32 protein-coding genes and 1 riboswitch are annotated in these 22,455 nt (G+C 42.9%); of the genes, 8 read left to right on the top strand and 24 right to left on the bottom strand.

All coding sequences use genetic code 11. The annotated features are described in order from the left end of the window. Window positions 1–17: 17 nt before the first annotated feature. From spoIIIAD to BGM23_RS09850, 9 genes are all read right to left on the bottom strand, one after another. Window positions 18–419 (bottom strand): stage III sporulation protein AD, encoded by a 402-nt coding sequence (gene spoIIIAD / locus BGM23_RS09890; protein WP_003230228.1) that lies wholly within the window; start codon window positions 417–419, stop codon window positions 18–20. 6 nt (window positions 420–425) lie between these two features. Continuing rightward, window positions 426–632, bottom strand: a complete 207-nt coding sequence (gene spoIIIAC, locus BGM23_RS09885) for a stage III sporulation protein AC (protein ID WP_003153142.1) — start codon at window positions 630–632, stop codon at window positions 426–428. A 22-nt stretch (window positions 633–654) separates the two neighbouring features. Then, on the bottom strand, window positions 655–1,170 hold the full coding sequence (gene spoIIIAB, locus BGM23_RS09880; protein WP_014477309.1) for a stage III sporulation protein SpoIIIAB: 516 nt from the start codon (window positions 1,168–1,170) through the stop codon (window positions 655–657). After that, window positions 1,164–2,087, bottom strand: a complete 924-nt coding sequence (gene spoIIIAA / locus BGM23_RS09875; protein WP_015251728.1) for a stage III sporulation protein AA — start codon at window positions 2,085–2,087, stop codon at window positions 1,164–1,166. The genes spoIIIAB and spoIIIAA overlap by 7 nt, the downstream gene beginning before the upstream one ends. A 75-nt stretch (window positions 2,088–2,162) precedes the next feature. Next, complete coding sequence (locus BGM23_RS09870) at window positions 2,163–2,444, bottom strand: YqhV family protein (RefSeq protein ID WP_004398639.1); 282 nt, start codon at window positions 2,442–2,444, stop codon at window positions 2,163–2,165. 144 nt (window positions 2,445–2,588) lie between these two features. Next, window positions 2,589–3,146, bottom strand: a complete 558-nt coding sequence (gene efp / locus BGM23_RS09865; RefSeq protein WP_003226377.1) for an elongation factor P — start codon at window positions 3,144–3,146, stop codon at window positions 2,589–2,591. Between the two features lie 24 nt (window positions 3,147–3,170). After that, window positions 3,171–4,232 carry an aminopeptidase PapA gene (papA, locus tag BGM23_RS09860; protein WP_053581892.1) on the bottom strand — a complete coding sequence of 354 codons (1,062 nt, stop codon included), beginning with the start codon at window positions 4,230–4,232 and terminating at the stop codon, window positions 3,171–3,173. Beyond that, complete coding sequence (gene aroQ, locus BGM23_RS09855) at window positions 4,229–4,675, bottom strand: type II 3-dehydroquinate dehydratase (RefSeq protein ID WP_003230223.1); 447 nt, start codon at window positions 4,673–4,675, stop codon at window positions 4,229–4,231. The genes papA and aroQ overlap by 4 nt, the downstream gene beginning before the upstream one ends. 86 nt (window positions 4,676–4,761) lie before the next feature. After that, the gene (locus BGM23_RS09850; protein WP_003230222.1) at window positions 4,762–5,298 is read right to left on the bottom strand and encodes a YqhR family membrane protein; all 537 of its coding nucleotides are present in this window, start codon (window positions 5,296–5,298) and stop codon (window positions 4,762–4,764) included. A gap of 226 nt (window positions 5,299–5,524) precedes the next feature. Between BGM23_RS09850 and BGM23_RS09845 the strand changes: the two genes are divergently transcribed. Both BGM23_RS09845 and BGM23_RS09840 read left to right on the top strand, forming a co-directional pair. Next, a complete protein-coding gene (locus tag BGM23_RS09845; protein ID WP_029726729.1) occupies window positions 5,525–6,481 on the top strand; it encodes a DUF1385 domain-containing protein in 957 nt (318 codons plus the stop codon). A 39-nt stretch (window positions 6,482–6,520) separates the two neighbouring features. Then, the gene (locus tag BGM23_RS09840) at window positions 6,521–6,916 is read left to right on the top strand and encodes an SA1362 family protein (RefSeq protein ID WP_003226367.1); all 396 of its coding nucleotides are present in this window, start codon (window positions 6,521–6,523) and stop codon (window positions 6,914–6,916) included. Here the strand turns inward: BGM23_RS09840 and BGM23_RS09835 are convergent. The 3 genes from BGM23_RS09835 to lipM form a co-directional block, all read right to left on the bottom strand. After that, window positions 6,913–7,788: a patatin-like phospholipase family protein gene (locus tag BGM23_RS09835; protein ID WP_029726728.1), complete on the bottom strand. Its 876-nt coding sequence runs from the start codon at window positions 7,786–7,788 to the stop codon at window positions 6,913–6,915. The genes BGM23_RS09840 and BGM23_RS09835 overlap by 4 nt on opposite strands. A gap of 125 nt (window positions 7,789–7,913) precedes the next feature. Continuing rightward, complete coding sequence (gene mntR / locus BGM23_RS09830; RefSeq protein ID WP_003236923.1) at window positions 7,914–8,342, bottom strand: transcriptional regulator MntR; 429 nt, start codon at window positions 8,340–8,342, stop codon at window positions 7,914–7,916. Window positions 8,343–8,441: 99 nt separating this feature from the next. After that, window positions 8,442–9,278 (bottom strand): octanoyltransferase LipM, encoded by an 837-nt coding sequence (gene lipM, locus BGM23_RS09825; protein ID WP_014664579.1) that lies wholly within the window; start codon window positions 9,276–9,278, stop codon window positions 8,442–8,444. A gap of 190 nt (window positions 9,279–9,468) precedes the next feature. On the opposite strand from lipM, the gene BGM23_RS09820 reads away from it, so the two are divergent. After that, a complete protein-coding gene (locus BGM23_RS09820; protein WP_004398485.1) occupies window positions 9,469–9,849 on the top strand; it encodes a rhodanese-like domain-containing protein in 381 nt (126 codons plus the stop codon). 34 nt (window positions 9,850–9,883) lie between these two features. Here BGM23_RS09820 and gcvPB read toward each other — a convergent pair whose 3' ends face one another. The 3 genes from gcvPB to gcvT are packed head-to-tail and all read right to left on the bottom strand — an operon-like array spanning window position 9,884 to window position 13,807. Beyond that, window positions 9,884–11,350, bottom strand: coding sequence for an aminomethyl-transferring glycine dehydrogenase subunit GcvPB (gene gcvPB, locus BGM23_RS09815; protein ID WP_029726727.1), 1,467 nt, complete (start codon window positions 11,348–11,350; stop codon window positions 9,884–9,886). Continuing rightward, entirely contained in the window at window positions 11,343–12,689 is a 1,347-nt protein-coding gene (gcvPA, locus tag BGM23_RS09810) for an aminomethyl-transferring glycine dehydrogenase subunit GcvPA (protein ID WP_029317920.1), read from the bottom strand. Before gcvPA ends, gcvPB begins: the two co-directional genes overlap by 8 nt. Window positions 12,690–12,718: 29 nt before the next feature. Next, complete coding sequence (gene gcvT, locus BGM23_RS09805; RefSeq protein ID WP_015714248.1) at window positions 12,719–13,807, bottom strand: glycine cleavage system aminomethyltransferase GcvT; 1,089 nt, start codon at window positions 13,805–13,807, stop codon at window positions 12,719–12,721. A 170-nt stretch (window positions 13,808–13,977) separates the two neighbouring features. Then, window positions 13,978–14,079: riboswitch (glycine riboswitch) on the bottom strand. A 168-nt stretch (window positions 14,080–14,247) separates the two neighbouring features. Between gcvT and BGM23_RS09800 the strand changes: the two genes are divergently transcribed. From BGM23_RS09800 to sinR, 4 genes are all read left to right on the top strand, one after another. Next, window positions 14,248–15,921, top strand: a complete 1,674-nt coding sequence (locus BGM23_RS09800) for a DEAD/DEAH box helicase (RefSeq protein ID WP_029726726.1) — start codon at window positions 14,248–14,250, stop codon at window positions 15,919–15,921. Between the two features lie 20 nt (window positions 15,922–15,941). Then, on the top strand, window positions 15,942–16,736 hold the full coding sequence (locus tag BGM23_RS09795; RefSeq protein ID WP_015714249.1) for a YqhG family protein: 795 nt from the start codon (window positions 15,942–15,944) through the stop codon (window positions 16,734–16,736). Window positions 16,737–16,918: 182 nt separating this feature from the next. Further along, window positions 16,919–17,092: an anti-repressor SinI gene (gene sinI, locus BGM23_RS09790; protein WP_003230187.1), complete on the top strand. Its 174-nt coding sequence runs from the start codon at window positions 16,919–16,921 to the stop codon at window positions 17,090–17,092. 33 nt (window positions 17,093–17,125) lie between these two features. Beyond that, window positions 17,126–17,461, top strand: a complete 336-nt coding sequence (gene sinR, locus BGM23_RS09785) for a transcriptional regulator SinR (protein WP_003226345.1) — start codon at window positions 17,126–17,128, stop codon at window positions 17,459–17,461. 92 nt (window positions 17,462–17,553) lie between these two features. On the opposite strand, the gene tasA is transcribed toward sinR, so the two are convergent. The 3 genes from tasA to tapA form a co-directional block, all read right to left on the bottom strand. Beyond that, a complete protein-coding gene (tasA, locus tag BGM23_RS09780) occupies window positions 17,554–18,339 on the bottom strand; it encodes a biofilm matrix protein TasA (RefSeq protein ID WP_014664586.1) in 786 nt (261 codons plus the stop codon). 63 nt (window positions 18,340–18,402) lie between these two features. Continuing rightward, window positions 18,403–18,975 carry a signal peptidase I SipW gene (gene sipW / locus BGM23_RS09775; RefSeq protein WP_072692741.1) on the bottom strand — a complete coding sequence of 191 codons (573 nt, stop codon included), beginning with the start codon at window positions 18,973–18,975 and terminating at the stop codon, window positions 18,403–18,405. Continuing rightward, window positions 18,959–19,720, bottom strand: coding sequence for an amyloid fiber anchoring/assembly protein TapA (tapA, locus tag BGM23_RS09770; RefSeq protein WP_029726724.1), 762 nt, complete (start codon window positions 19,718–19,720; stop codon window positions 18,959–18,961). The genes sipW and tapA overlap by 17 nt, the downstream gene beginning before the upstream one ends. Window positions 19,721–19,991: 271 nt before the next feature. Here tapA and BGM23_RS09765 point away from each other — a divergent pair, with 271 nt between their 5' ends. Continuing rightward, window positions 19,992–20,318: a YqzG/YhdC family protein gene (locus tag BGM23_RS09765; protein WP_003246051.1), complete on the top strand. Its 327-nt coding sequence runs from the start codon at window positions 19,992–19,994 to the stop codon at window positions 20,316–20,318. A gap of 41 nt (window positions 20,319–20,359) precedes the next feature. Here the strand turns inward: BGM23_RS09765 and BGM23_RS09760 are convergent, their stop codons facing one another. From BGM23_RS09760 to comGC, 6 genes are all read right to left on the bottom strand, one after another. Beyond that, window positions 20,360–20,539 (bottom strand): YqzE family protein, encoded by a 180-nt coding sequence (locus BGM23_RS09760; RefSeq protein ID WP_029726723.1) that lies wholly within the window; start codon window positions 20,537–20,539, stop codon window positions 20,360–20,362. A 71-nt stretch (window positions 20,540–20,610) separates the two neighbouring features. Next, window positions 20,611–20,985: a competence type IV pilus minor pilin ComGG gene (comGG, locus tag BGM23_RS09755; protein ID WP_029726722.1), complete on the bottom strand. Its 375-nt coding sequence runs from the start codon at window positions 20,983–20,985 to the stop codon at window positions 20,611–20,613. After that, window positions 20,986–21,369 (bottom strand): competence type IV pilus minor pilin ComGF, encoded by a 384-nt coding sequence (gene comGF, locus BGM23_RS09750; RefSeq protein ID WP_029726721.1) that lies wholly within the window; start codon window positions 21,367–21,369, stop codon window positions 20,986–20,988. A gap of 25 nt (window positions 21,370–21,394) precedes the next feature. Continuing rightward, window positions 21,395–21,742, bottom strand: coding sequence for a ComG operon protein 5 (gene comGE / locus BGM23_RS09745; protein WP_014480255.1), 348 nt, complete (start codon window positions 21,740–21,742; stop codon window positions 21,395–21,397). After that, a complete protein-coding gene (gene comGD / locus BGM23_RS09740; RefSeq protein WP_029726720.1) occupies window positions 21,726–22,157 on the bottom strand; it encodes a comG operon protein ComGD in 432 nt (143 codons plus the stop codon). The genes comGE and comGD overlap by 17 nt, the downstream gene beginning before the upstream one ends. Beyond that, entirely contained in the window at window positions 22,147–22,443 is a 297-nt protein-coding gene (gene comGC / locus BGM23_RS09735; protein WP_029726719.1) for a comG operon protein ComGC, read from the bottom strand. The genes comGD and comGC overlap by 11 nt, the downstream gene beginning before the upstream one ends. Window positions 22,444–22,455: the final 12 nt, after the last annotated feature.

The following is a 22,455-nucleotide window of genomic DNA, read 5'->3' as shown; positions in this document are numbered from 1 at the left end:
CTACCGCCTCCTTTCGGTTATGACATAGAAGGTATAAGTCCGAGAATCGTTTCAATAATGACGGTTAAAATAGGCACAGCCATTACGAGTATTAAAATTTTCCCCGCCAATTCTATTTTCGAGGCGATGGCTCCTTGACCGGCATCTTTTGTGAGCTGTGCCCCGAATTCAGCAATATAGGCGATTCCGATAATCTTTAAAATGGTTTCAACATAGACCATGTTGACATTTGCATTAATCGCAATTTTTTCTATCATTCGAATAATGTCGTAGATTTGGTCTACCAAATAAAGAAAAATGGCACATCCGGCAAAAACGACGATTAAAAACGCAAAAGTCGGCTTTTGTTCTTTTACAATTAAAGAAAGGAAGGTGGCGATCAGCCCTAAACCTACAATTTGAACAATGTCAATCTGCAAGCCCCCCTATCCTTGGAATAAAAACACAGCTTTTATCTTTTTAAATAGGTCATCTACAATCGTGGCGACCATAAATAAAATATAGATAAAACCTAACAGCGTCACCCACTGAGCGTATTCTTTCTTGCCCATCTGATCCAATATCGTGTGTAAAAAAGCGACCACGATTCCCACTCCGGCAATTTGAAATATGACATTCACGTCTACTCCCATTTTATTTTTGCTCCCCTCACGTTTACATCAATAGAAGAATGAGTAACAAGCCCGCTAAAAAGCCCAAACTTTTTATCATTTTTTCATTTTTCGCTTGCGCCTGTTCAGCATCCGCTTCAGAGGCTTCCAAATGTGTCAGCGCCAGCTTGATGTGCTTTTGCTGAGAGATTCGATCATGAATCCCGAGCGTCTCGCCAAACTGCTTCAGCACTTCGTATTCGCTTTTTTTCAAAGACAGGGTGTCCCATACTTTCTTTAAGCTTTGCTCCCACGCCGTTTTCGCGGAATCACTTCCCTTGTCCAGCTGATCACTGAATGCGGAAAAAAGAGCTGAAACAGGCTGTGCGAGCTGTTTGGCAATCTGCTGTGAAGCAGTATGAAGCGGTGTATGGCCGTACATGATTTCAGCCTCGAGGGATTGAAGCGCCGCACGCAGCTGGCGGATTTGCCGCGGCCGTTCTGTATAAATCTTCGCCATCTCAAAACCTGTCCATGTTGTCGCTACCACAATGAATACAGCGCCCAGCAACTTCAGCATGTTTTCACGCCCGTCGTCCTAGACAGCACATTTCCGTCTTTGTCATAAATGCGGCTCACTGTGCCCGGCCCTTTTGCTCTTGATAATTCCAAATAGCGGTCAAAGGCTCTTTCTTCCCACAAACGCTTCAATGAAGGCCGCTTCATCAGGTCGGATATGCTCCAGCCATGCGCCGATACAATTACTGAAACACCGGCATGCAGTGCCTCCAGAAGTGCATCTGTATCTTCCATACGCCCGATTTCATCGACAATCATCACCTCAGGGCTCATGGATCGAATCATCATCATCAGCCCTTCAGCTTTTGGACAGGCGTCTAACACGTCAATTCTCTGACCAAATTGATGTTGCGGAATGCCGCGAAGACATCCGGCAATTTCTGACCGTTCATCGACGATTCCTGTCTTTACGGGCAGCATGGGTTTTTTGCCGGTGCTTGAGAGCCTCGCAAGGTCCCGGAGAAGTGTTGTTTTGCCGGTTTGGGGCGGTCCGATAATCAGCGTATTCAGCCAGCTGTCTTGATATAAGTATGGAAGCAGCGGCTCCGCAATCCCCAGCTTTTGCCGGGCAATTCGTATATTAAAAGATGCGATGTCACGGAGGCCTTTCACACCTCCGTTTTCCGTAATGACTCTGCCCGCCAGTCCGACTCTGTGGCCGCCTCTGATCGTGACATACCCTTTCTTCAGCTCTTCTTCAAGAGTATACATACTATAGTTGCTAAGCCGGCTCAGGATCAGATGGGCATCCTCGGCCGTGCCCGCATAGGACAAATAAACAGGTTGTCCTCTTCGAATCAATTCAACAGGGCGGTTGATCCGAATTCTGACTTCTTCGATTTCCAGCCATTGTTGTTCCGGTATTTCAGAAAGGGCGTTTTTCATGGATTCGGGGAGAACCTCAGCGATTTCATTCAACAGAGCCTCCTCCTTTCTACCGATTGGCTTCTTTAAAATGTATGATGTGAGGCAGACTTTATGACAAGCCTCTCTTTATTTATGAACACCCGCCAAAATCAAAACAACACCCGTAAAAATCAGAATCAGCTTTGCATACGAAAGCTGCCCGGCAATTTGGTAGATTCCGACAGTCATCGTAATGATAAAAATCAACGGACCGACAATAGCGAGAATGCTGTTAACCACAACCGCCTTCCGGACATCGTTGGTCACAAGCATGACAATTGCTGCCGTCAGCTCAATCATAGAGGATAAAACTCGTAATCCCGCCATTGTTAAAACAGTAGAATTGATATTTCCAAGTAAAAATTTCATAGCACTCTCCCAACCTCCCATTTTTTTATATGATATGCTCTAGCTTGCTGAAGTAGTCTTGTCATTTTCGTATAAAAGAAAGATTCTGTTTTTGGGCACAAAAAAAGCCTGCTCCCATTTGGGAACAGACTTCTTTTTTTCTTTCTATGCTCTTGAAACGTAAGAACCGTCTGATGTATTGACAACAAGTGTGTCGCCTTCATTCACAAAGAACGGCACGTTTACAACAAGCCCGGTTTCAGTTTTCGCAGGTTTTGTACCGCCTGACGCTGTATCACCTTTAATACCAGGTTCAGTTTCAACAACTTTCAGCTCAACTGTGTTTGGAAGTTCGATACCAAGTGTTTCATCCTGGTACATCATGATATGCACAGACATGTTTTCTAGCAGGTATTTTAATTCTTCTTCGATTTGAGTTGCGCTCAGTTCAAGCTGCTCATAAGAAGAAGTATCCATAAATACGTGCTGATCTCCGTTTGCATATAGATATTGCATTGTTTTGGTTTCGATTTGCGCTTTCGCTACTTTTTCACCAGCGCGGAATGTTTTTTCCTGAATGGCGCCAGTGCGAAGGTTGCGGAGTTTAGAGCGGACAAATGCCGCACCTTTTCCAGGTTTTACGTGCTGGAAGTCAACGACGCGCCAAATGCCGCCATCTACTTCAATTGTTAATCCTGTACGGAAATCGTTAACTGAAATCATGTTTAATGTCCTCCTATATTCCAATCACAAAATAATAAGTTCTTTTGGGGAATGGGTGATTGTCCGGTTGCCATTTTTTGTAATCACGATGTCATCTTCAATGCGGACACCGCCTGTTTCTGGTATGTAAATGCCCGGCTCCACTGTGACCACCATACCCGGTTCAAGGATAGCTGAAGATCTGACGGATAATCCCGGCGATTCATGAACTTCCATGCCGAGCCCGTGCCCGGTTGAATGGCCGAAATAGTCACCGTAGCCTTTTGCAGCAATATGATCCCTTGTGAGGGCGTCAGCCTCTTTTCCTGTCATTCCCGGCTTAATATGTGCGACGCCAAGCGCCTGAGCATCAAATACAACCTGATAGATCTCCTTCAATTGATCACTGGGCTGACCTACAGCGACCGTCCGGGTAATATCAGAACAATATCCTTTATAATAAGCGCCAAAATCAAGCGTAACAAGGTCTCCGCTTTCAATCAGTTTGTCACTGGCCACACCGTGCGGAAGGCTTGAACGAAGGCCTGAGGCGACAATCATATCAAAAGAAGAGCTGTCTGCTCCCTGGCTTCTCATATAAAACTCCAGCTCATTGGCAACAGCGATTTCAGAAATACCGGGTTTCATAAACGTCAAGATATGTCTGAAGGCATCATCTGCAATCTTCGCAGCTTCCTCTAATATCTTAATCTCTTCACTAGACTTAATCAAGCGCAACTTTTCCACGGATTCAGCCACAGGCACTAATTCGGCATCACTGATAACGGCGCTGTATGAAGCGTAAGTGCCATATGTCATGCTGTTCTGTTCAAAGCCGAGACGCTTGATGCCAAACGATTCAACAGTGTCGGCAGTGGTCTGAATCAAGCTGCCACCATGTTCAATGATCTCAAAACCCTTTACCTGAACCTTCGCCTGCTCAGTATAACGAAAATCCGTAATAAACGCTGCTTTGTCACCCGATATAACAGCCAAACCCGCCGAACCTGTAAACCCTGTCATATAGCGTACATTCGTGCTGCTTGTAATCAGCATGCCGTCAATTCCCAGCTGTCCAAACAGGTTTCTTAATTTCTCTAGCTTCATCTTGATTCTCCCCCTTGCTGGCTTAATAAGTAGCGAACAGCAAGCTTGTAGCCTTCAGCTCCAAGACCGACAATCTGCCCTTTCGCAACAGGAGCGATAACCGACTGATGCCTGAATTCTTCCCTGGCGTATAAGTTTGATAAATGCACCTCTACCACAGGAAGACTGATGCTTGAAACAGCATCCCTGATCGCATAGCTGTAATGACTCAGGGCGCCGGGGTTCAGAACAATCCCGCTGTATTGCTCCTCAGCCTCATGTATCGCATCTATCAAATCACCTTCGTGATTAGACTGGAAGAAAGTGAGCTGGATATGTAAGGCTTCAGCAAACTGAAAAAGATCTGTTTCAATATCGGTCAGTGTCTGGCGGCCGAATACTTCAGGCTCACGACTCCCAAGCCGGTTAACATTCGGTCCGTTCAAAATCAAAAAATGAGGCACATAATCTCTCCTTTTTGCGAGGGTTTCTCATGTAAAAAATGTTCACTTCTCGTGAACATTTTATCATACTGGAAAAGGATTATACACTATTCTCTATGCATTCCCAGCGCACGTGCAAGCTTTTCCGAATTCAGCTCATTGTATTCAAATGAAATGGAATACCCGACAAACAGCCCGTAAAGCAAATAAATGCAAATGGTCGTAATAATTGTATCTGATGTCAGTTCGGTCACCGTGCGCACATCTGGAAAAATCGGATTAAAAACAAAAAACACGAGCAGCCAAAGCACCAAGCCGTATAAAATACCCGGCCACATTGTTTTTAAACGTTTCAATAGAAGAAAATAAAGAAATGCTGCGCCAATTGAAATTACTCCAATCAAAATGATGCTGATTACCGTTCCCAGCCCATGTTTTTTCCACTCTCCGAGCACAAACGGCTGCAATATCATATTCGGGCTGATTTCGGAAAAATGAAACAAATATGCGATATAAGCAACGAAACTCCAAAGTACGCCTCCGCAAAAACCTGTTGCCGCCACCCTGCCGGCCATTGAAACAGGCGGCTTTTGCTTCTCATTCAATTCTTCATTTTGTTCTGTATCTTTTTCGCTTGTCATCATGGCACCTCCAGTTAAAGTGTGCCCAAAAAATGAAATGTCAATAAAAAAGCTCACACTTTTTGACAGCTGCGAGTAAAATTTGAAAATACCGGGTATAATGCATGTAGAAAAAGCAAGGCTATGGCAATTTTTTCAGCCTGTCAATCTAGAGGTTTAGCGCTGTTTCCTGTACAATAGAGTGAAAGGAAATGGTTAGCAATCCTAAAGAAATAGGCAGGTTGATAATATGTCAAAACATAAAGTTCCGCCCGCTTACGGCGGGCAGGCTGTTGTGGAAGGCGTTATGTTTGGCGGAAAGCATCATTACGTTACAGCCATCAGAAGAACGGATGGAAGCATTGACTTTTTTAAGCTTCCACGCAAACACAACCCGAAACTGAACATCGTGAAAAAGATCCCGTTTTTACGGGGGATCGCGGCCATTATCGAAGCGAGTGCAAACGGCACAAAGCATTTGAATTTTTCAAGCGAACGTTACGGGCTCGATCCATCTGAAGACGAGACACTTGAGCAGGAAGAAAAAAAATCCTCCGGGCTGTCTATGTATCTCAGCCTCGCAGGTATAGGCGTCCTATCATTTTTGTTCAGTAAATTCGTATTTACATTGGTTCCAGTTTTCTTAGCTGAACTGACAAGGCCGATTTTTTCCTCGGACACGGCGCAAATCGCGGTTGAAAGCCTGTTTAAGTTGATTTTGCTGCTCGGTTACATCTATTTTTTGTCCATGACACCGCTTATTAAAAGAGTGTTTCAATATCATGGAGCCGAACATAAAGTCATAAACTGTTATGAACAGAATTTGCCAATTACTGTGGAGAACGTCCAAAACCAATCTCGGCTTCATTACCGCTGCGGATCAAGCTTTATTTTATTTACGATTATTGTCGGCATGTTTGTTTATTTACTCGTTCCGACAGATCCGCTTTGGCTGCGTGTTATAGATCGTGTCGCACTGATACCGGTCGTGCTTGGTATATCCTTTGAAGTTCTGCAGCTGACAAACAAAGTGCGTGACATTCCCGGTCTGAAATTACTTGGGTACCCGGGTCTTTGGCTTCAGCTGTTAACCACAAAGGAACCTAAGGATGACCAGGTTGAAGTTGCCATCGAAAGCTTTAACGAACTTCTCAGACTCGAAGCATTGTCTGAGCAAAATCAGAAGCCTTCTCACAACGTCATCTAAAATCCGTTGCCCTGCTATTACTTTCGGAGGTGGACAGTTATGAATCATCGTGTACAACCTATTATTGCTGTATTAATTGCGCTGGGAGCGTTCGGTTTCCTCTATGTGCTGGTAACCAATCCCGGAGAAATGGCAAAAATGGCGGTAACCGTCATCGTGGCAGGTATCATTATTTATTTTATTGTGAAATATGTAATGAATCGAAATGCGGGCAGCGAAGGAGCAGCCTTCAAAAAAGCGGCGAAACAATCGCGGCGCCGGATGAAAGAACAAAAAGCAAAACACCGCGCCGGACATAAGGGACGTGTCAGCCACCTGCGAAGCGTTCCGAGCGCCAGCAAGCCTAAGCCGATGATTCTCAAGAAAAAAAGCCAGACTCAGCTGACTGTTATAGAAGGGAAAAAAAATAAAAAGAAAAACAGGGCGCTTTTTTAATAGGTCCACTGCTTTAAAAACAGCTCTGTCCGTCTTTTACCTAGCTCAATCAGGGCTAGTTTTTTTTGTTGTGTTAAATGAAAATCAGTTGCCATTACGCCATCAACCGGGAGAAAAATGATATTTTGTTCATAGCGTGACGCAATGTGCCTTGCGTCATGGGCATCCTTCATCGTTTCAAACAGGGCGCCGAACAGTTCAAAAGCGTTGCGGATATTTTTTTTCGGACGCTCTCTTTCACGTGGCGCAAGCGTGACACCGATCACAGGGCGCTTTCTTTCCTTTGAGAACAGCCAGATGGGAAAATTGCTTAACACGCCTCCGTCGACAACCGTGGCGGTGCCTGTGTCCGTTTTTAATTTTATCGGTTCAAAGAAATACGGGATGCTGCAGCTCATTCTGACCGCTCTGGCAACCGGGAACATATCTGGATTTAACCCGTAACGGGCCAAATCGTCCGGCAAAACAATCATGGTGCCGTTTGTCAGATCAGAAGCAATAAGGCGCAGAGACCCTTTCTGCAAATCGCCGAAAACCCTTATGCCTTTCGCTCTTAACAGATCAGCAATCCATTCTTCTATCGTATCGCCTTTGTATAAGCCAAGACGCCAGTAGATGGACACCCACTGGAGCATTTTTAAGGGGAGAAAAGAGTACCTTTGGTCCAGCAATTTCTCTCCGTTCACTTCTTCAATTAAAGCGTGGATTTCCTTACTGGTGTAACCTGACGCAATGAAAGCGGCAATAATGGCGCCGGCGCTTGTACCCGCAACTCTTTTAAAGCGGAAGCCTTTTTCCTCAAGCACTTCATAAGCGCCTGCGAGCGCAATGCCTTTTACTCCTCCGCCGGAAAACACACCGTCAATATACATCTCATTCCCTCCCCCTCCATCAGATCGTTTATTACCATTTTAAGAAAACACGCGAAGAAATAGACCAACGAATGACGGGTGGCGTCAGCGTATCAAAAAAGACGGCCTCCTTCGAGACCGCCTTTTTACTGATTATGATGTTCTGTTTTCTTTTGGATTGATTTCAGATCTTTTTTACGGGCATCATCTTCTTCAAAATATTGAACAAGATCCCCGATGCGATCAATACTGTTCCAGCTTAAATGATGTTCGATTCCTTCGACATCGTTATATATTTTCTCTTCATCAACACCAATGATTCTTAAAAACTGCTCAAGCAATTCATGTCTGTATACCAGCCGTTTGCCTATTTTTTTCCCTTTAGACGTTAACACGAGACCGCGATATTTTTCATAAATTAAATATTCGTCTTTATCTAGTTTTTGAACCATTTTTGTTACAGAGGAGGGATGGACTGCCAATGCTTCCGCGATATCGGAAACTCGTGCATATCCTTTTTCTTCAATCAGCATATAAATCTGTTCAATATAATCTTCCATACTTGGTGTTGTCATCGAAACCCTCCCAAAAAGCACCTTAACTTTATAAACCATTACAAGTTTACACTAATGAACTTGAAAAAACAAGGATGCTCCACGGGTCAAAAGCCCTGTTTACCGCTTATAATTCCATTCATCTGAAGCGTACTTTGTTTCAGCCAAGTGATGAACAAAATCAAGCTCTTCCTGAGAAAGTTCATATGGCTCCAAATGAATGTTAAGACCTGTTTCAAATCCTTCTTTAAAGGCTTTACGAGCCTCATCCATCGTCACCCGCTTTTCGGTGAGTTCATTAATGGCAACCGCTTTATTTTTGAAATTGCGCTGCATCCGCTCTCTTACTCTTTCACTCGGATATAAGAACAGATCGAACAGCTTGTCCTCATCTAAATCAAGAAGAATGGAGCCATGCTGAAGAATCACGCCTTTTTGTCTCGTTTGCGCGCTTCCCGCCACCTTGCGCCCCTCAACCACTAGCTCATACCACGAAGGCGCGTCAAAACAAACAGATGACCGCGGATTTTTTAAGCTTTCTTTTTCTTTTTCAGTTCTCGGGATGGCAAAGTAAGCGTCCAGACCGAGATTTCTAAAGCCTTGAAGTATGCCTTCTGAAATAACCCGGTAAGCCTCAGTAACAGTCGCCGGCATCTCGGGGTGCTCTTCCGAAACAATTACGCTGTATGTCAGTTCTTGATCGTGCAGCACACCTCTCCCGCCGGTCGGGCGTCTGACGAATCCGAGATTATATTTATGTACTGCTTCAAAATTGATTTCCTTTTTAATATTTTGAAAATACCCTACAGAAAGTGTCGCCGGATTCCAGCCGTAAAAACGGATAACCGGGGGGATTTTCTTTTCGCTGTGCCAATATAAAAGCGCTTCATCAAGCGCCATATTGAATGCAGGACTTGCATTGCCTGAGTCTATAAACCGCCAAGTTTCTTTTTGCATTTTAAGACCTTCCTTACCGTTTTAATAGAATCAGTTTATCAAACTGTCGGGAAAATGAAAAATATTTTAGTTCCATTATAGATGACAATCACGCTGTGCTTTACTATAATAGTATTTGTCGAAAACGGCTCTATGACCTTGTTTTATGAAGCAGGGTTTTGATTTTATATGCTAAAGGAGTAGAATCACATTGTCTAATATGATCGTTTTGATTATTTTTGCTGCGTTTATCATCTATATGATTGCTTCATATGTCTATCAGCAGCGAATTATGAAAACACTTACCGAAGAAGAATTCCGCGCGGGTTACCGCAAAGCGCAGCTTATTGATGTTCGTGAGCCAAATGAGTTTGAGGGCGGACATATTTTAGGCGCCCGCAACATCCCGCTTTCCCAGCTGAAACAGAGAAAAAATGAGATCCGTACGGACAAGCCTGTTTACCTGTACTGCCAAAACAGTGTCCGCAGCGGACGCGCGGCACAAACCCTGCGCAAAAACGGCTGCACTGAGATTTACAACCTAAAAGGCGGCTTTAAAAAATGGGGCGGAAAGATTAAAGCGAAGAAATAAAGCAAACAGCTGTCTGGTAGACAGCTGTTTTTATTTATCTTTCTACCGCCTCGTATCTGAGCACCGGGTGTCTCGCCGCTTTTGTTTCATCCATTCTTTTTACAATCGTTGTATGCGGGGCCTCCTGAACAAGTTCCGGATTCTCCTCCGCTTCTTTTGCGATTTGAATCATAGCATCAATAAACGCGTCCAGTGTTTCCTTTGATTCGGTCTCTGTCGGCTCGATCATGATGCATTCTTCAACATTAAGCGGGAAATAAATCGTCGGCGGATGATAGCCGAAATCAAGCAGCCGTTTTGCAATATCAAGCGTACGCACTCCCAGCTTTTTCTGCCGCTTCCCTGATAATACAAATTCATGCTTGCAATGGCGGTCAAACGGAAGATCGTAATAAGGCGCGAGCTTTCTCATCATATAGTTGGCGTTTAACACTGCGTTCTCAGTAACAGCCTTTAATCCGTCAGGCCCCATGGAGCGAATATACGTATACGCTCTCACATTAATGCCAAAGTTGCCGTAATACGGCTTCACACGGCCAATCGCATGAGGGCGGTCATAATCAAACGTAAAGCGCCCTTCTTTTTTGACTAAAACTGGCTTTGGCAAATAAGGAATCAGATCTTTTTTTACGCCGACAGGGCCTGAGCCGGGGCCTCCGCCGCCATGAGGGCCTGTGAATGTTTTATGCAGGTTGAGGTGCACCACGTCAAATCCCATATCACCAGGTCTCGCTTTACTTAAAACGGCATTTAAATTAGCGCCGTCATAATACAGTTTCCCCCCCGCTTGGTGTACAATTTCCGCCATCTCTGTAATCTGCTCCTCAAACAAGCCGAGCGTGTTCGGATTCGTCAGCATAAGAGCTGCAGTTTCTTCATTCACTGCTCTTTTTAAATCCTCTAAATCAACAAGCCCTTTTTCATTCGATTTCACCGTAACGGTTTCAAAGCCTGCTACTGTTGCTGATGCAGGATTCGTCCCATGCGCGGAATCAGGGACAATGACCTTCGTCCGCTTGAAATCCCCGCGAGCTTCATGATAGGCACGGATCATCATCAGCCCCGTCCATTCGCCGTGCGCTCCGGCAGCAGGCTGAAGCGTAACCTCATCCATTCCCGTTATTTCTTCAAGGTGCTTGCTTAAATCATATAAAAGCTCTAATGCGCCTTGCACCGTGTCTTCATCCTGAAGAGGATGAATCGCAGCAAAACCAGGAATACGTGCGATTTTTTCATTGATTTTCGGATTATATTTCATCGTGCAAGAACCGAGAGGATAAAAACCGGAATCCACCCCGTGATTGCGTTTGGACAGCGCTGTATAATGGCGCATGATGTCCAGCTCTGAAACCTCCGGCAGCGCTGCGTCTTCGTCACGAATATAGGTGTCTGACAAGAGGTCCTCCAATTCGATTTCCGGTACATCGAGCTCCGGCAGACTATAGCCGATTCGGCCTTCTCTTGATAGTTCAAAAATAAGTGCCTGGTCCTGATTACTCATGGCGATCCCCCAATTCCTGAATGAGTGCGTCAATTTCTTCTTTTGTTCTCAGCTCCGTTACAGCAATCAGCATATGGCAGTCCAGCTCCGGATACGTCAACCCAAGATCATATCCGCCAATCATGCCTTTTGCCAGCAAACGCTTGTTCACAGCTCTCACCGGCTCATCCAGTTTGATGACAAATTCATTAAACATCGGCCCATCAAACATAACGGTAAGGCCTGCTTTTTTTGCTTCTTGCTTTGCATAGTTGGCTTTTAAGAGATTTTGGCGGGCTATATCTTTTACGCCGTTTTTTCCGAGAGCAGTCATGGCCACTGATGCTGCCAGCGCATTTAAAGCTTGGTTCGAGCATATATTTGATGTTGCTTTATCCCGGCGGATATGCTGCTCCCTGGCTTGCAGGGTAAGCACAAAGCCTCTTTTTCCGTTTTCGTCTTCCGTTTGTCCGACGAGACGGCCCGGCACCTTTCTCATTAATTTTTTAGTAACGGCAAAAAAGCCGCAATGCGGGCCGCCGTATGCTGAAGGAATGCCGAAAGGCTGCGCATCACCGACGACGATATCAGACTGAAACTTGCCCGGCGGAGTGAGAAGACCTAGCGCCAGCGGGTTGGCTGAAACAATAAACATGGATTTCCCTTGATGAGCGATAGGCTCAATATCCTTTAGCGGCTCGATCCTGCCGAAAAAATTCGGGTACTGAACGATCACTGCGGCTGTGTTCTCGCAAACGGTTTGGCGCAATGCATCAAGATCTGTAACGCCATCCGCAGCGGGTACTTCAACAACATCAATATACTGACCTTTTGCGTACGTTTTCAGCACCTCTCGCGATTCAGGATGCACGGTTTTTGATACAACAATTTTTTTCTTTTTCGTGTGGCCTGAAGCAAGCATTGCTGCTTCTGCCAAGGCTGTTCCGCCGTCATACATCGAGGAGTTGGCGATATCCATGCCTGTCAGTTCACAGATCATCGTTTGGAATTCAAAAATAGCCTGGAGCTCTCCTTGTGAAATCTCTGGCTGATAAGGCGTATATGCGGTATAAAACTCAGAGCGCGAAATGACATGATCCACAATGACAGGCTGATAGTGGTCATATACACCCGCTCCTAAGAAAGAAGCGTATTGTACGGTATCACGATTTTTAGAGGCCAGCTTTGTCAGTTCTCTTGTTAATTCTGTTTCTGATTTCGCTTTTTTGATTTGATACTCTTTTTTATATTTGACGTTTTCCGGTATATCAGCAAATAAATCATCGATGCTGCTTACGCCGATAGTAGCAAGCATCTCCTGTTTATCCTTTTCTGTTGCGGGCAAATAACGGTGCTTCATGTGTTGTCTCCTCTCTCCAAGAAAAAATATTAGCGTTTATAAAATGGTGTTTTGACAACCTTTGCTTTCACTAATTTTTTGCGAATCTCTACATCTACAACAGTCCCGATCTCACTTGTTTCCGAATCAATTAAGGCAAGGCCGACGTTTTTCCCTAATGTCGGTGACTGCGTGCCGGTTGTCACCTTTCCGACAGACTTGCCATTTTGGAAAACCTCATATCCGTGCCGCGGTATCCCTTTTTCAATCATTTCGAGACCGACAAGTTTGCGCTTCGCTCCGTTTTCTTTTTGTTCACTCAATACTGACTTACCGAAAAAGTCAGACTCCTTATTGTGCTTTACAGCAAAGCCTATACCTGCTTCAATCGGTGTAATATCCCGGGTCAGCTCCTGACCGTAGAGCGGGAGCTTCGCTTCAAACCGGAGTGTATCACGTGCACCAAGACCGCATGGAATCAATCCGTATGCATCCCCTGCATCGATGATTTTTTTCCAAATATGCATAGCATCATCACTGCGGCAGTAAATTTCATACCCGTCTTCTCCCGTATAGCCAGTGCGTGAAATAAGTGCTTTGCGGCCGCTGATATCGGCTTCATCAATAAACGCAAACGGCTTTAATGCAGACACATCTGCATCTGTCAGATTTTTTAAGACCGCTTCTGCTTTCGGTCCCTGTACAGCCAAGAGCGCGATTTGATCTGACTGATTGTCAATCTGCACATCACCTGCTGCATGTTCTTTCATCCAAGCCAAGTCTTTATCTATATTAGAAGCATTAATGACAAGCAGATAGCGGTTCTCTTCTTTTTGATAGATAAGCAAATCATCGACGGTTCCGCCATCCGGGTAACACATCGCTGTATATTGAGCACGGCCTGGCGTTAACGCGGAAACATCATTTGTCATCAATCTTTGCAAAAAAGACAGACTGTCGTTCCCTGACACTTCGACTTCTCCCATATGAGATACATCAAACAAACCGGCTGCAGTTCGGACAGCCTCGTGTTCTTTTTTTATAGAAGAAAATTGAACAGGAAGCTCCCAGCCTCCGAAATCAATCGTTTTTCCTCCATATTCCTTATACAGGTCAAATAACGGCGTTCTTTTCAGCATCTAATTCCTCCCCTTTATCAACGGCGCAGCTAAAAACATACAAAAAAGGACAGAGAAACACCTCATGTAAAATGAAGGTTCTCTGTCCTGGCACCTGAAAGTTTACTTTGCATACGCAAAGACGTCCCCTTTGGTGGTTTGCGCATCCGCACAAACACTCTCCAGAGTTGCGTCGAGCAAGAGTTCTTTTGCCTGAGAGATTCACTCCGCAGTTTGCTCCTTCGGCGCCTGTATCCCGAGGTTTTCGGTCAGGTCTCTCCCCTTGCTGTCATTCGCTCATATTTTCATGCTGTTATGGACATACTATAGCAATATCTTACATCAAATACATACTCATATCCTACCATCATCACTATATGCTGGGCAACAGCAATTTGGGCAGATTTTTCTTATATTGTTCATCTTAAGAATCGAAGAATTAGAAAGGCGGTTTCAAAGCAATGAATACAGAAATGATCTACGATGCAAAATGGCCTGAAGAATTTGCTGAAAGACTGAAAAACGATGGCCCTTGGGCAAACTGGGAACTGTACAAGCTCTCTGCAGAAATCCAGAAAACATTAGCAATTCCAGATTTTGAAGGCTTACGGGCTCCTTTATATCTGCCTTCCTTTACGCCGCTCCCCCACCAGCTTGAAGTGGCGCAAAAAGTGGTTGAAAAAATGAACGGGAAAGCGATTTTAGCAGATGAGGTTGGTCTCGGGAAAACGGTGGAAGCCGGTTTAATTTTAAAAGAATATATGATTCGCGGATTAGCAAAAAAAATTTTGATCCTTGTGCCCGCTTCCCTTGTGTCACAGTGGGTCAAAGAGCTTCAGGAAAAATTTTTGATTCCGGCTGTTGAACAAAAGAAAAGCTATGTGTGGGAGCAATGCGATATTGTCGTCTCATCAATAGACACCGCGAAGCGCTCGCCCCATCGAGAAATCGTTCTGTCTATCCCATATGATCTTGTCATTATTGATGAGGCACACAAACTGAAAAATAGCAAAACGAAGAACTATGAATTTGTCCGGAATCTCGTAAAAAAATATTGCCTGCTTCTTACCGCGACGCCAATCCAGAACCGTATCGAAGAGATTTTCAATTTGGTGTCCTTATTAAAACCCGGCCATTTAGGCAGTCAGAATCACTTTCAGGAGGAGTTCGCCAAGAAGAAATCCAGTTTAGAAGCGCATGAACATTTAAAAGATCTTGTGAATAAAGTCATGATCCGTAACAGGCGGCATGATACAGGGCTGAATTGGAAACAGCGCCATGTTGAAACAGTGCCGATTCAATTTTCTCCATCAGAGCAGGCGCTTTATGATGAAATTTCTCGCTTGAAGGACAGTATCAATAAACCAGCCAGCATGTTCTCGATTATGACCTTGCAAAGAGAATGCTGTTCGAGCAGAGAAGCGGTATATATGACGCTGAAAAAGATGCTTGATCAAAAAGAGAAACAAGCACCTGCCATTGATGAGGATACGATTTCAGTTTTAATAGATCGCATCAATCAAGTGACACAAAACTCTAAAGCGCTTCAAGTCGTTGATTTAATCAAAAAGATTGACGATAAGGTCATCATTTTTACAGAATACCGGGCAACCCAGATTTATTTGCAGTGGTTTCTTCAGCAAAACGGCATCAGTTCTGTGCCGTTTAGAGGCGGATTTAAACGTGGAAAAAAAGACTGGATGAAGGATCTTTTCCGCGGAAAAATCCAAGTCCTTATTGCAACTGAAGCAGGCGGTGAGGGAATTAACCTGCAATTTTGCAATCACATGATCAACTATGACCTGCCATGGAATCCGATGCGACTTGAGCAAAGAATCGGAAGAATTCACAGACTCGGGCAGGAGCGTGACGTGCATATTTATAACATGGCGACAAAACATACGGTGGAAGAGCATATTCTAAAGCTTTTATATGAAAAAATTCATTTGTTTGAAAAAGTGGTCGGTGAACTTGATGATATTTTAACGAAAATTCAAGTGAACAATTTTGAAGAGCATCTGCATGACATTTTGTATCACTCAGCAACAGAAGAAGAAATGAAAATAAAAATGGATAACTTAACCTCATTTTTGTCTTATAAAAAACAGCAGCCTGCTGAAAAAAGAGGATCTTAGCCTGTAAGGAGGTTTTATTAGTGAGACAGCAAGAGGTTCACGATTTTCTGCTGCGTTTTTTTCAAGCAAACAGCTGCCAAATCATCGATCAAGGCTTAGGCTATATGACAGTGCAGCTTACAGTTGAAATGGACAAACAAATCATGAACCGCCCTTTCTACTGGCATTGGCGCGAGAAGACAGGCGGTGATCCGAATCCAATGAAAATCACTTTTATTACAGATAAAGAAAATGCGCCAAAAGACCTAGATGGTGAATTTATATATTTTGGGGCCCCGCGTCTTTTTCAAATATTTAAAGCTGTTAAACAAAATGGGAGATTTACCAGAATGTATGAGAAAATTGAATCAGCCGGAGCTAAAGTCCCACTTCAGCCTTGGCTTGGTATAAATGTCACGATTTCATACCAGTCCGACATGAAAAAGGATAAGTTATTGTCACTAGGTCTTCACCTAGTCTCTGGAACGATAATTGAAGATTTTCAAAGCAAGCTGACCCAGTTTTCACTGACGTCTCAAATATGTGACTATTGCTTCACCATTTCACCTATGATCAAACCAGAAAGCGGACTTAAGCGTATGGAAAACTATATTTCCAAATCCGCTATGCAGGAGCCATCCGACTGGGCGGAACAGGCGGTTAACAGGTGGAAGAATGATATGACATTGCTTGATAAGTTTTACGAGCATATAGAAGAAAAACCAGAAGAATACCATCTAGAAAAACAGGCGCTGAAAACCTTGTATCAACCAAAGATATCAGTTGAAATTGAAAATGGCGGATTGTTTTATCTGCAAAATAATATTTCAAGCTAACTTTTTTACCATTCGACATCATTCTCGTTTTTTTTGAGAAAATACGATTATAATAAAGGTATATTGGAAAAAAATTCTGGTGATTTAATGGCAAATGACTTCCAGAGACTAATGAAGCATACAATAAGTCATGGCCGGACTGGCTGAAATACATAAACAAGTATTTTAGGAGGAGAAACTGCATGAAGAATGCAAAACAAGAGCACTTTGAATTGGATCAAGAATGGGTTGAATTAATGGTGGAAGCCAAAGAGGCAAATATCAGCCCGGAAGAAATACGAAAATATTTACTTTTAAACAAAAAGTCTGCTCATCCTGGTCCGGCAGCCAGAAGTCATACCGTAAATCCTTTCTGAATGTGCTATAATATCACAAGGAAGGTGATGACATTGATTGGCCAGCGTATTAAACAATACCGTAAAGAAAAAGGCTACTCACTATCAGAACTAGCTGAAAAAGCTGGGGTAGCGAAGTCTTATTTAAGCTCAATAGAACGAAATCTACAAACGAACCCCTCCATTCAATTTCTCGAAAAAGTCTCCGCTGTTCTGGACGTCTCGGTTCATACTTTGCTCGATGAGAAACATGAAACCGAATACGATGGTCAATTAGATAGTGAATGGGAGAAATTGGTTCGCGATGCGATGACATCCGGGGTATCGAAAAAACAATTTCGTGAATTTTTAGATTATCAAAAATGGAGAAAATCCCAAAAAGAGGAGTAGTGCCTGAGCAGAGGCACTAACTCCTCTTTTGTCAATAACCATCGAGACGGCCCAGTATATGAATACTGGGCCGTCTCTTTTTATTGCTGTTATTAATTTTTATCCTCGCTGTGCGCTTTTTCATTTTCTTTCACATAACCGTCTTTATCAGTATGGTCCTTTTTGATTGTCAAGCCGTTCCACTGTGTAGCTTCGAACGAGAATTGAAGCTTAATGGAGTTGCCTTGATATTTATTTTGAACCATAAGCCCGTTTTCATCTTTTGTTTTATCATCTTTGAATTGGATTTCCATTTGAACCTGATCGAAGTCAGTTGGTGTTTTTGGAACACCATCATATTCAGGAGCGGTTTTACCGTCAATTGTTGCTACATTGACTTTACCGCTTGCATGTAAGAATTTAGGGTCTATTTGTTTTTTGATTTTTTCAGCAGCCGCTGCATCATTTTTAGCAGACATCAAATACAAGTCTTTAAGGTTCGCATCATCTAAAATAATGTTTTTCGGGTAACCATTGCCGCCCTCTTTTCCAACTGTCAACAATGTCACTTCAAACTGGCTGAGGAAATCTTCTGGAGATGTATTGCTGCCGCCGTTTGCTTTAAAATCTCCATAATTAAGCGCCATTAAAACTTCTTTGATCGCAAGTGATCCGTTATTTTCAAATTGGAAATCCTTTGTCAACTTATCTCCCGGCTTTAGATTTGATAAGTTCACACTCGCTGAATTCTCTTTAGCAGATAAATCAAGCGTACCTGATGCAAAAGTAGCATCCTTTGATTTAATGTCGTTAAATGCTGCCCATGTTCCTCCTCCAACTAAAGCTAATCCTAGTGCTGCAGAAGCAACTCCTAAACTCAATTTCTTTTTCATACCCATGGTAAACTCCCCTTTTATTGAATGATTTTATATCGAAACCTGTTGCCAGGTTTACAACTGAAGTTAAGTAGACATGGTGCTGTCCTTTGTATCTGTTTCCAAGGCTTTTGTCTTTCTTTCAATTTCTCTAATGGCGCTGCTGATCGTCACAAAAGCGTACACTAACAGCATCACGCCGGGAACAATCAATAATACAGCCGTTCCAATCGGCTGACTGGCAAAATGAAGCATATAGCCGGCATATGGAAGCTGAAAACCTGTGTATTGCGCGCGAACATTTTCGTCCGATACAGGCGCTGAATCAGCTGCTGCATTATTATCACCTTGTGTTTTAAATAACAAATGGTCTCCTTGCTTTGTTATGTCAACAATTCTGTGGGTGACCGCCGTATTTGCATCCTGCATAAATGTAATAACGTCACCTTTTTGGAGCTCTTTCACATCAGTGATTTCTTTGACCAATATTAAGGAACCTGTATTGAACTCCGGCTCCATCGAACCTGACAGAACTGATTTCAGCGTATACCCAAACACCGCCGGCTCTCCCCCGGATGAACGTGTTGAAATCACGACAAGTGTCAGCACAATAATAAGAGTAAAGATGATCACGTATAAAATATTACTGATCAGCTTCATTGCTTTTTTCATCCTCTTCCCCGCTTTCCTTCTGGTCTGATTGAGTTTCATTTTCTTTGGTTACAGCTTCTTGAGATGTTTCTTCTTTCATTGTTTTTTCCTGTATATCCTTTTGTGTTGTTTCATTCTCCTTTTTGACGTCCGACTTTGTTTCTTTTTTAGGGACTGTCGGTTTTTCATCGCATTTTGCAAGCGTCATAGGCTCCGACCACTCAAATGTACTGCCGTTTGCCGGGTAGCCTGCCGGTTTATATACTTTAAATGCATAAATGCCGGGTTTCATTTTTTTCTTGGTCTCAATTTTATAAAGTGAATCGCCGATTTGATTGGAGACAAATCCTTTTTCGATCACGTTCCCATCCTTTAACGGTTTGCGGGCATTTTCAAGCTTATGAAGCTCCCACTTCCACTTTGATTTCTTAAGTTTCTCACCTGTATTTTCGAGCACAGCAAATAAGGCGAAAGGTGAGCATACAGTGCCTTTCGTATCCGTTTGATCTGATATGTGCAAATCACTTTGATCCCAGCGTTTATCATAATGGCAGTTTTTATCTGTATGCTGAAAGTCTTTACACGTTTGAAGTGAGACATCAAATGTTTCAATATCATGAAAAGCAGCGCTTGTATCATCGGAAAATTGTAAGCATATTGCGGCAGTCAGACTGAAAATGACTGAAAGCTGAAAGATAAGCAGAACTTTCAGTTTCGTCTTCGCCTTTTGCTGATTGTGAAACAATCGAAACATATCTTACCTCCTGTAAAACACTGTAACTTGATATGACAATCGTTCTCTTTAAAGAACCTCACAAATAGAGTATAATCAACGATTTATAGATTTAAAAACACCGAAATCGCTCATTTCGTTCGTTTAAAAGAATGTTTTCATCATATTACAAAGTCTTGCTCAGTATTGCTCATTTTTTCAATTTTTTTGAAATTTTTGGGATTGTTATGTGAGAATTTAAATGCATATCCCATTATTATTTGGTAATAATAAACAAAGAAAGGGTGACAGCATGATGATCAAACAATGTGTGATTTGTCTATCTCTTCTCGTCTTTGGCACCACAGCCGCTCACGCAGAAGAAACACCTCTTGTAACCGCCCGCCACATGTCCAAATGGGAAGAGATTGCTGTAAAAGAAGCAAAAAAAAGGTACCCGCTTGCACAGGTACTGTTCAAACAAAAAGTATGGGACCGTAAAAGAAAAGATGAAGCAGTGAAGCAATACCATTTAACTCTGAGGGAAGGGTCAAAAGAATTCGGCGTTTTTGTGACGATTTCATTTGATCCTTATAGCCAAAAGGTCAATAAAATCGCCATATTAGAAGAATATCAATAAGGTCCTCCATTTTTTGAAGGACCTTATTCGTTTATTTGCGGTTATTTTTTCCGTTTCAGCCAAAGTCTGAAGCCATAGGGTAAAATACCGAACAACTGCTGGGAAACAGGCGTTTTTGTTTCTTTCCGCACCTCTTTTCGTTCTTTTCGCTCATCTCTCGGAGTATCTATATATTTGACAAATTGCTGCGTCATATATTTAACATAATCATTCGTTTTCACGTGATCACCTCATCATTCAATTATTATGAAGTGTTGTCTCACATGACTTTTTTTATACCCTTTACACTGTTTTATTCTGTCCATCTCAGCAGTTTTTTCTGTTTTTGATCAAACACGATCTGTGCAGTTCTTTCTGTTCCCGACTCCGTTGACACTCTTAAGTTGATTTCTTTTTGTTCTTTTATCGATGTATCATGAATGTAATAAGAAACCCGTCCATATGGAAATTGCTCCGTACCCTCCTGGCCTTTCCGTTCCTCTAGAACATGCCGGACCGAAAGAAGCACCCCATTTTGAAGCAAATTCTCTCCTATGTATAACTCTTTTGTTTCCTTCTCAAACATGCAGCGTGAAATATATTGAGCAGCAGCAAAGTTCACGATTAACAGCACAAGCGCTGACACAAAAAGAACAGCTGGGTAAATAAACCCTCTTGTACAATACATTCACCCCCCTCCTAAATACGAATAGACTGGAAAAGCAGTTTGATACACTTTTTGGTCCTCACTCTCAATTTTCAGCAAAACAACACAATTTTCAAAATCAGCTTTCATGGCAGTAATATGATCTAAAATCGGAACATGCCCTTTACCATCCACTCTTTTTCTTATCATTGAATGATAAATTTCGAAACGGATGTCCTGCCCGGAAAGATTGGTGCAGATTAACACGCTCCCATGCTCGGCTGTCTTAACTGCCTGTGACTCCTTGCATTCATTCATCATCTGTTCTATCGAAATCATCCATTCTTGCTGTGTGAAACCGTCATGTTCCTGCTGTCGAGACAAAAACAGATGGAAAATCGCAGCTAACGATCCTGATATGAGCAAAAAGACTGAGAGCGAAAATAATACGTTAAGAAGCGTATAGCCATTCTGTCTGCAGGATGCTGAGGCAATATGATTTCTCTTTATAAGCTGTGGCTTTGATACATACGTTTTGATATTCGCCCTCCTCCTCCCACTTCATTGCATAGATATGATTGTTCTTTGTAATTGTTTTTGACGCGGCTCCTTCACCACTCATGACATATTTGCTAATGCTCTCATTCATCATCTGATAGCCGATTTCTCGTGATTCCGCCATTTTTTCATCAGCTATCAGCTTGTCCCACAAGGGGACGACTGTCAGCAGCACAAACAGCCACAGGCTTAGCGCAGACATTGTTTCTATTGTAGAAAAACCTTTATTTTCTCTCCACATTGACTCTCCCGCTCCCTAGATAAACTGTTATATCATATACGGCATGGCCATTTACTCGTATTTTTCCGCCTGCATTCGGGTGCCCTTTCTCATTAAATTCCAAACGGTCTTTTAATGTCAGCAGTTCTATAGAAAGTCCCCTTGCATACGGACGTTCAATGACCGTATCACCAATGACTAATTGATATTCTTTTTTATGAAAGAAAATTTTTGTTCTTTGTTGACGGGAAATAGCAACCTGCTGTGTGAGCATAATATCATTTTTCAGCTGCCTTGCTGCCTGTCGGACAGCTGTATTGTCATAAGCAGGAGGAAGTGTAGTGAAGACGGCCACCAGGAGGATAGAGGCAAGGCTTAACACAAGCAAACTTTCTAAAAGGGTAAACCCCTCCTCCTCGTTTAATTTAATGTTCAACCTTAACTTCTCCGCCGGTGATGATAATGCGCTTACCATTTGGACAGACAGCATCGTTTTTCACATAGCCCTCTGACTGTAAATCGGCAAGGCTCGGAGTTTGTCCTTCATGATCAAGCTCAAATGCAGTCATTTGTGCCTTAACCATGTTTTGTAAGCCTTCACAGCCCTTTTTTTGAATGGTTTGGTTATGTTTCGTGACGTTCGGTATCGTAATTAAAAGCAAAATCGAAATAATAAAGAGCACGATTAACATTTCAACAAGTGTAAATCCTTTCTCATTCATTAGCCTCTTCCT

Source organism: Bacillus sp. FJAT-14266, assembly GCF_001719225.1.
GTDB lineage: Bacteria > Bacillota > Bacilli > Bacillales > Bacillaceae > Bacillus > Bacillus subtilis.
The sequence above is the reverse complement of the archived record's forward strand: the minus strand, read 5'-3'. Positions and strand labels throughout refer to the sequence as shown.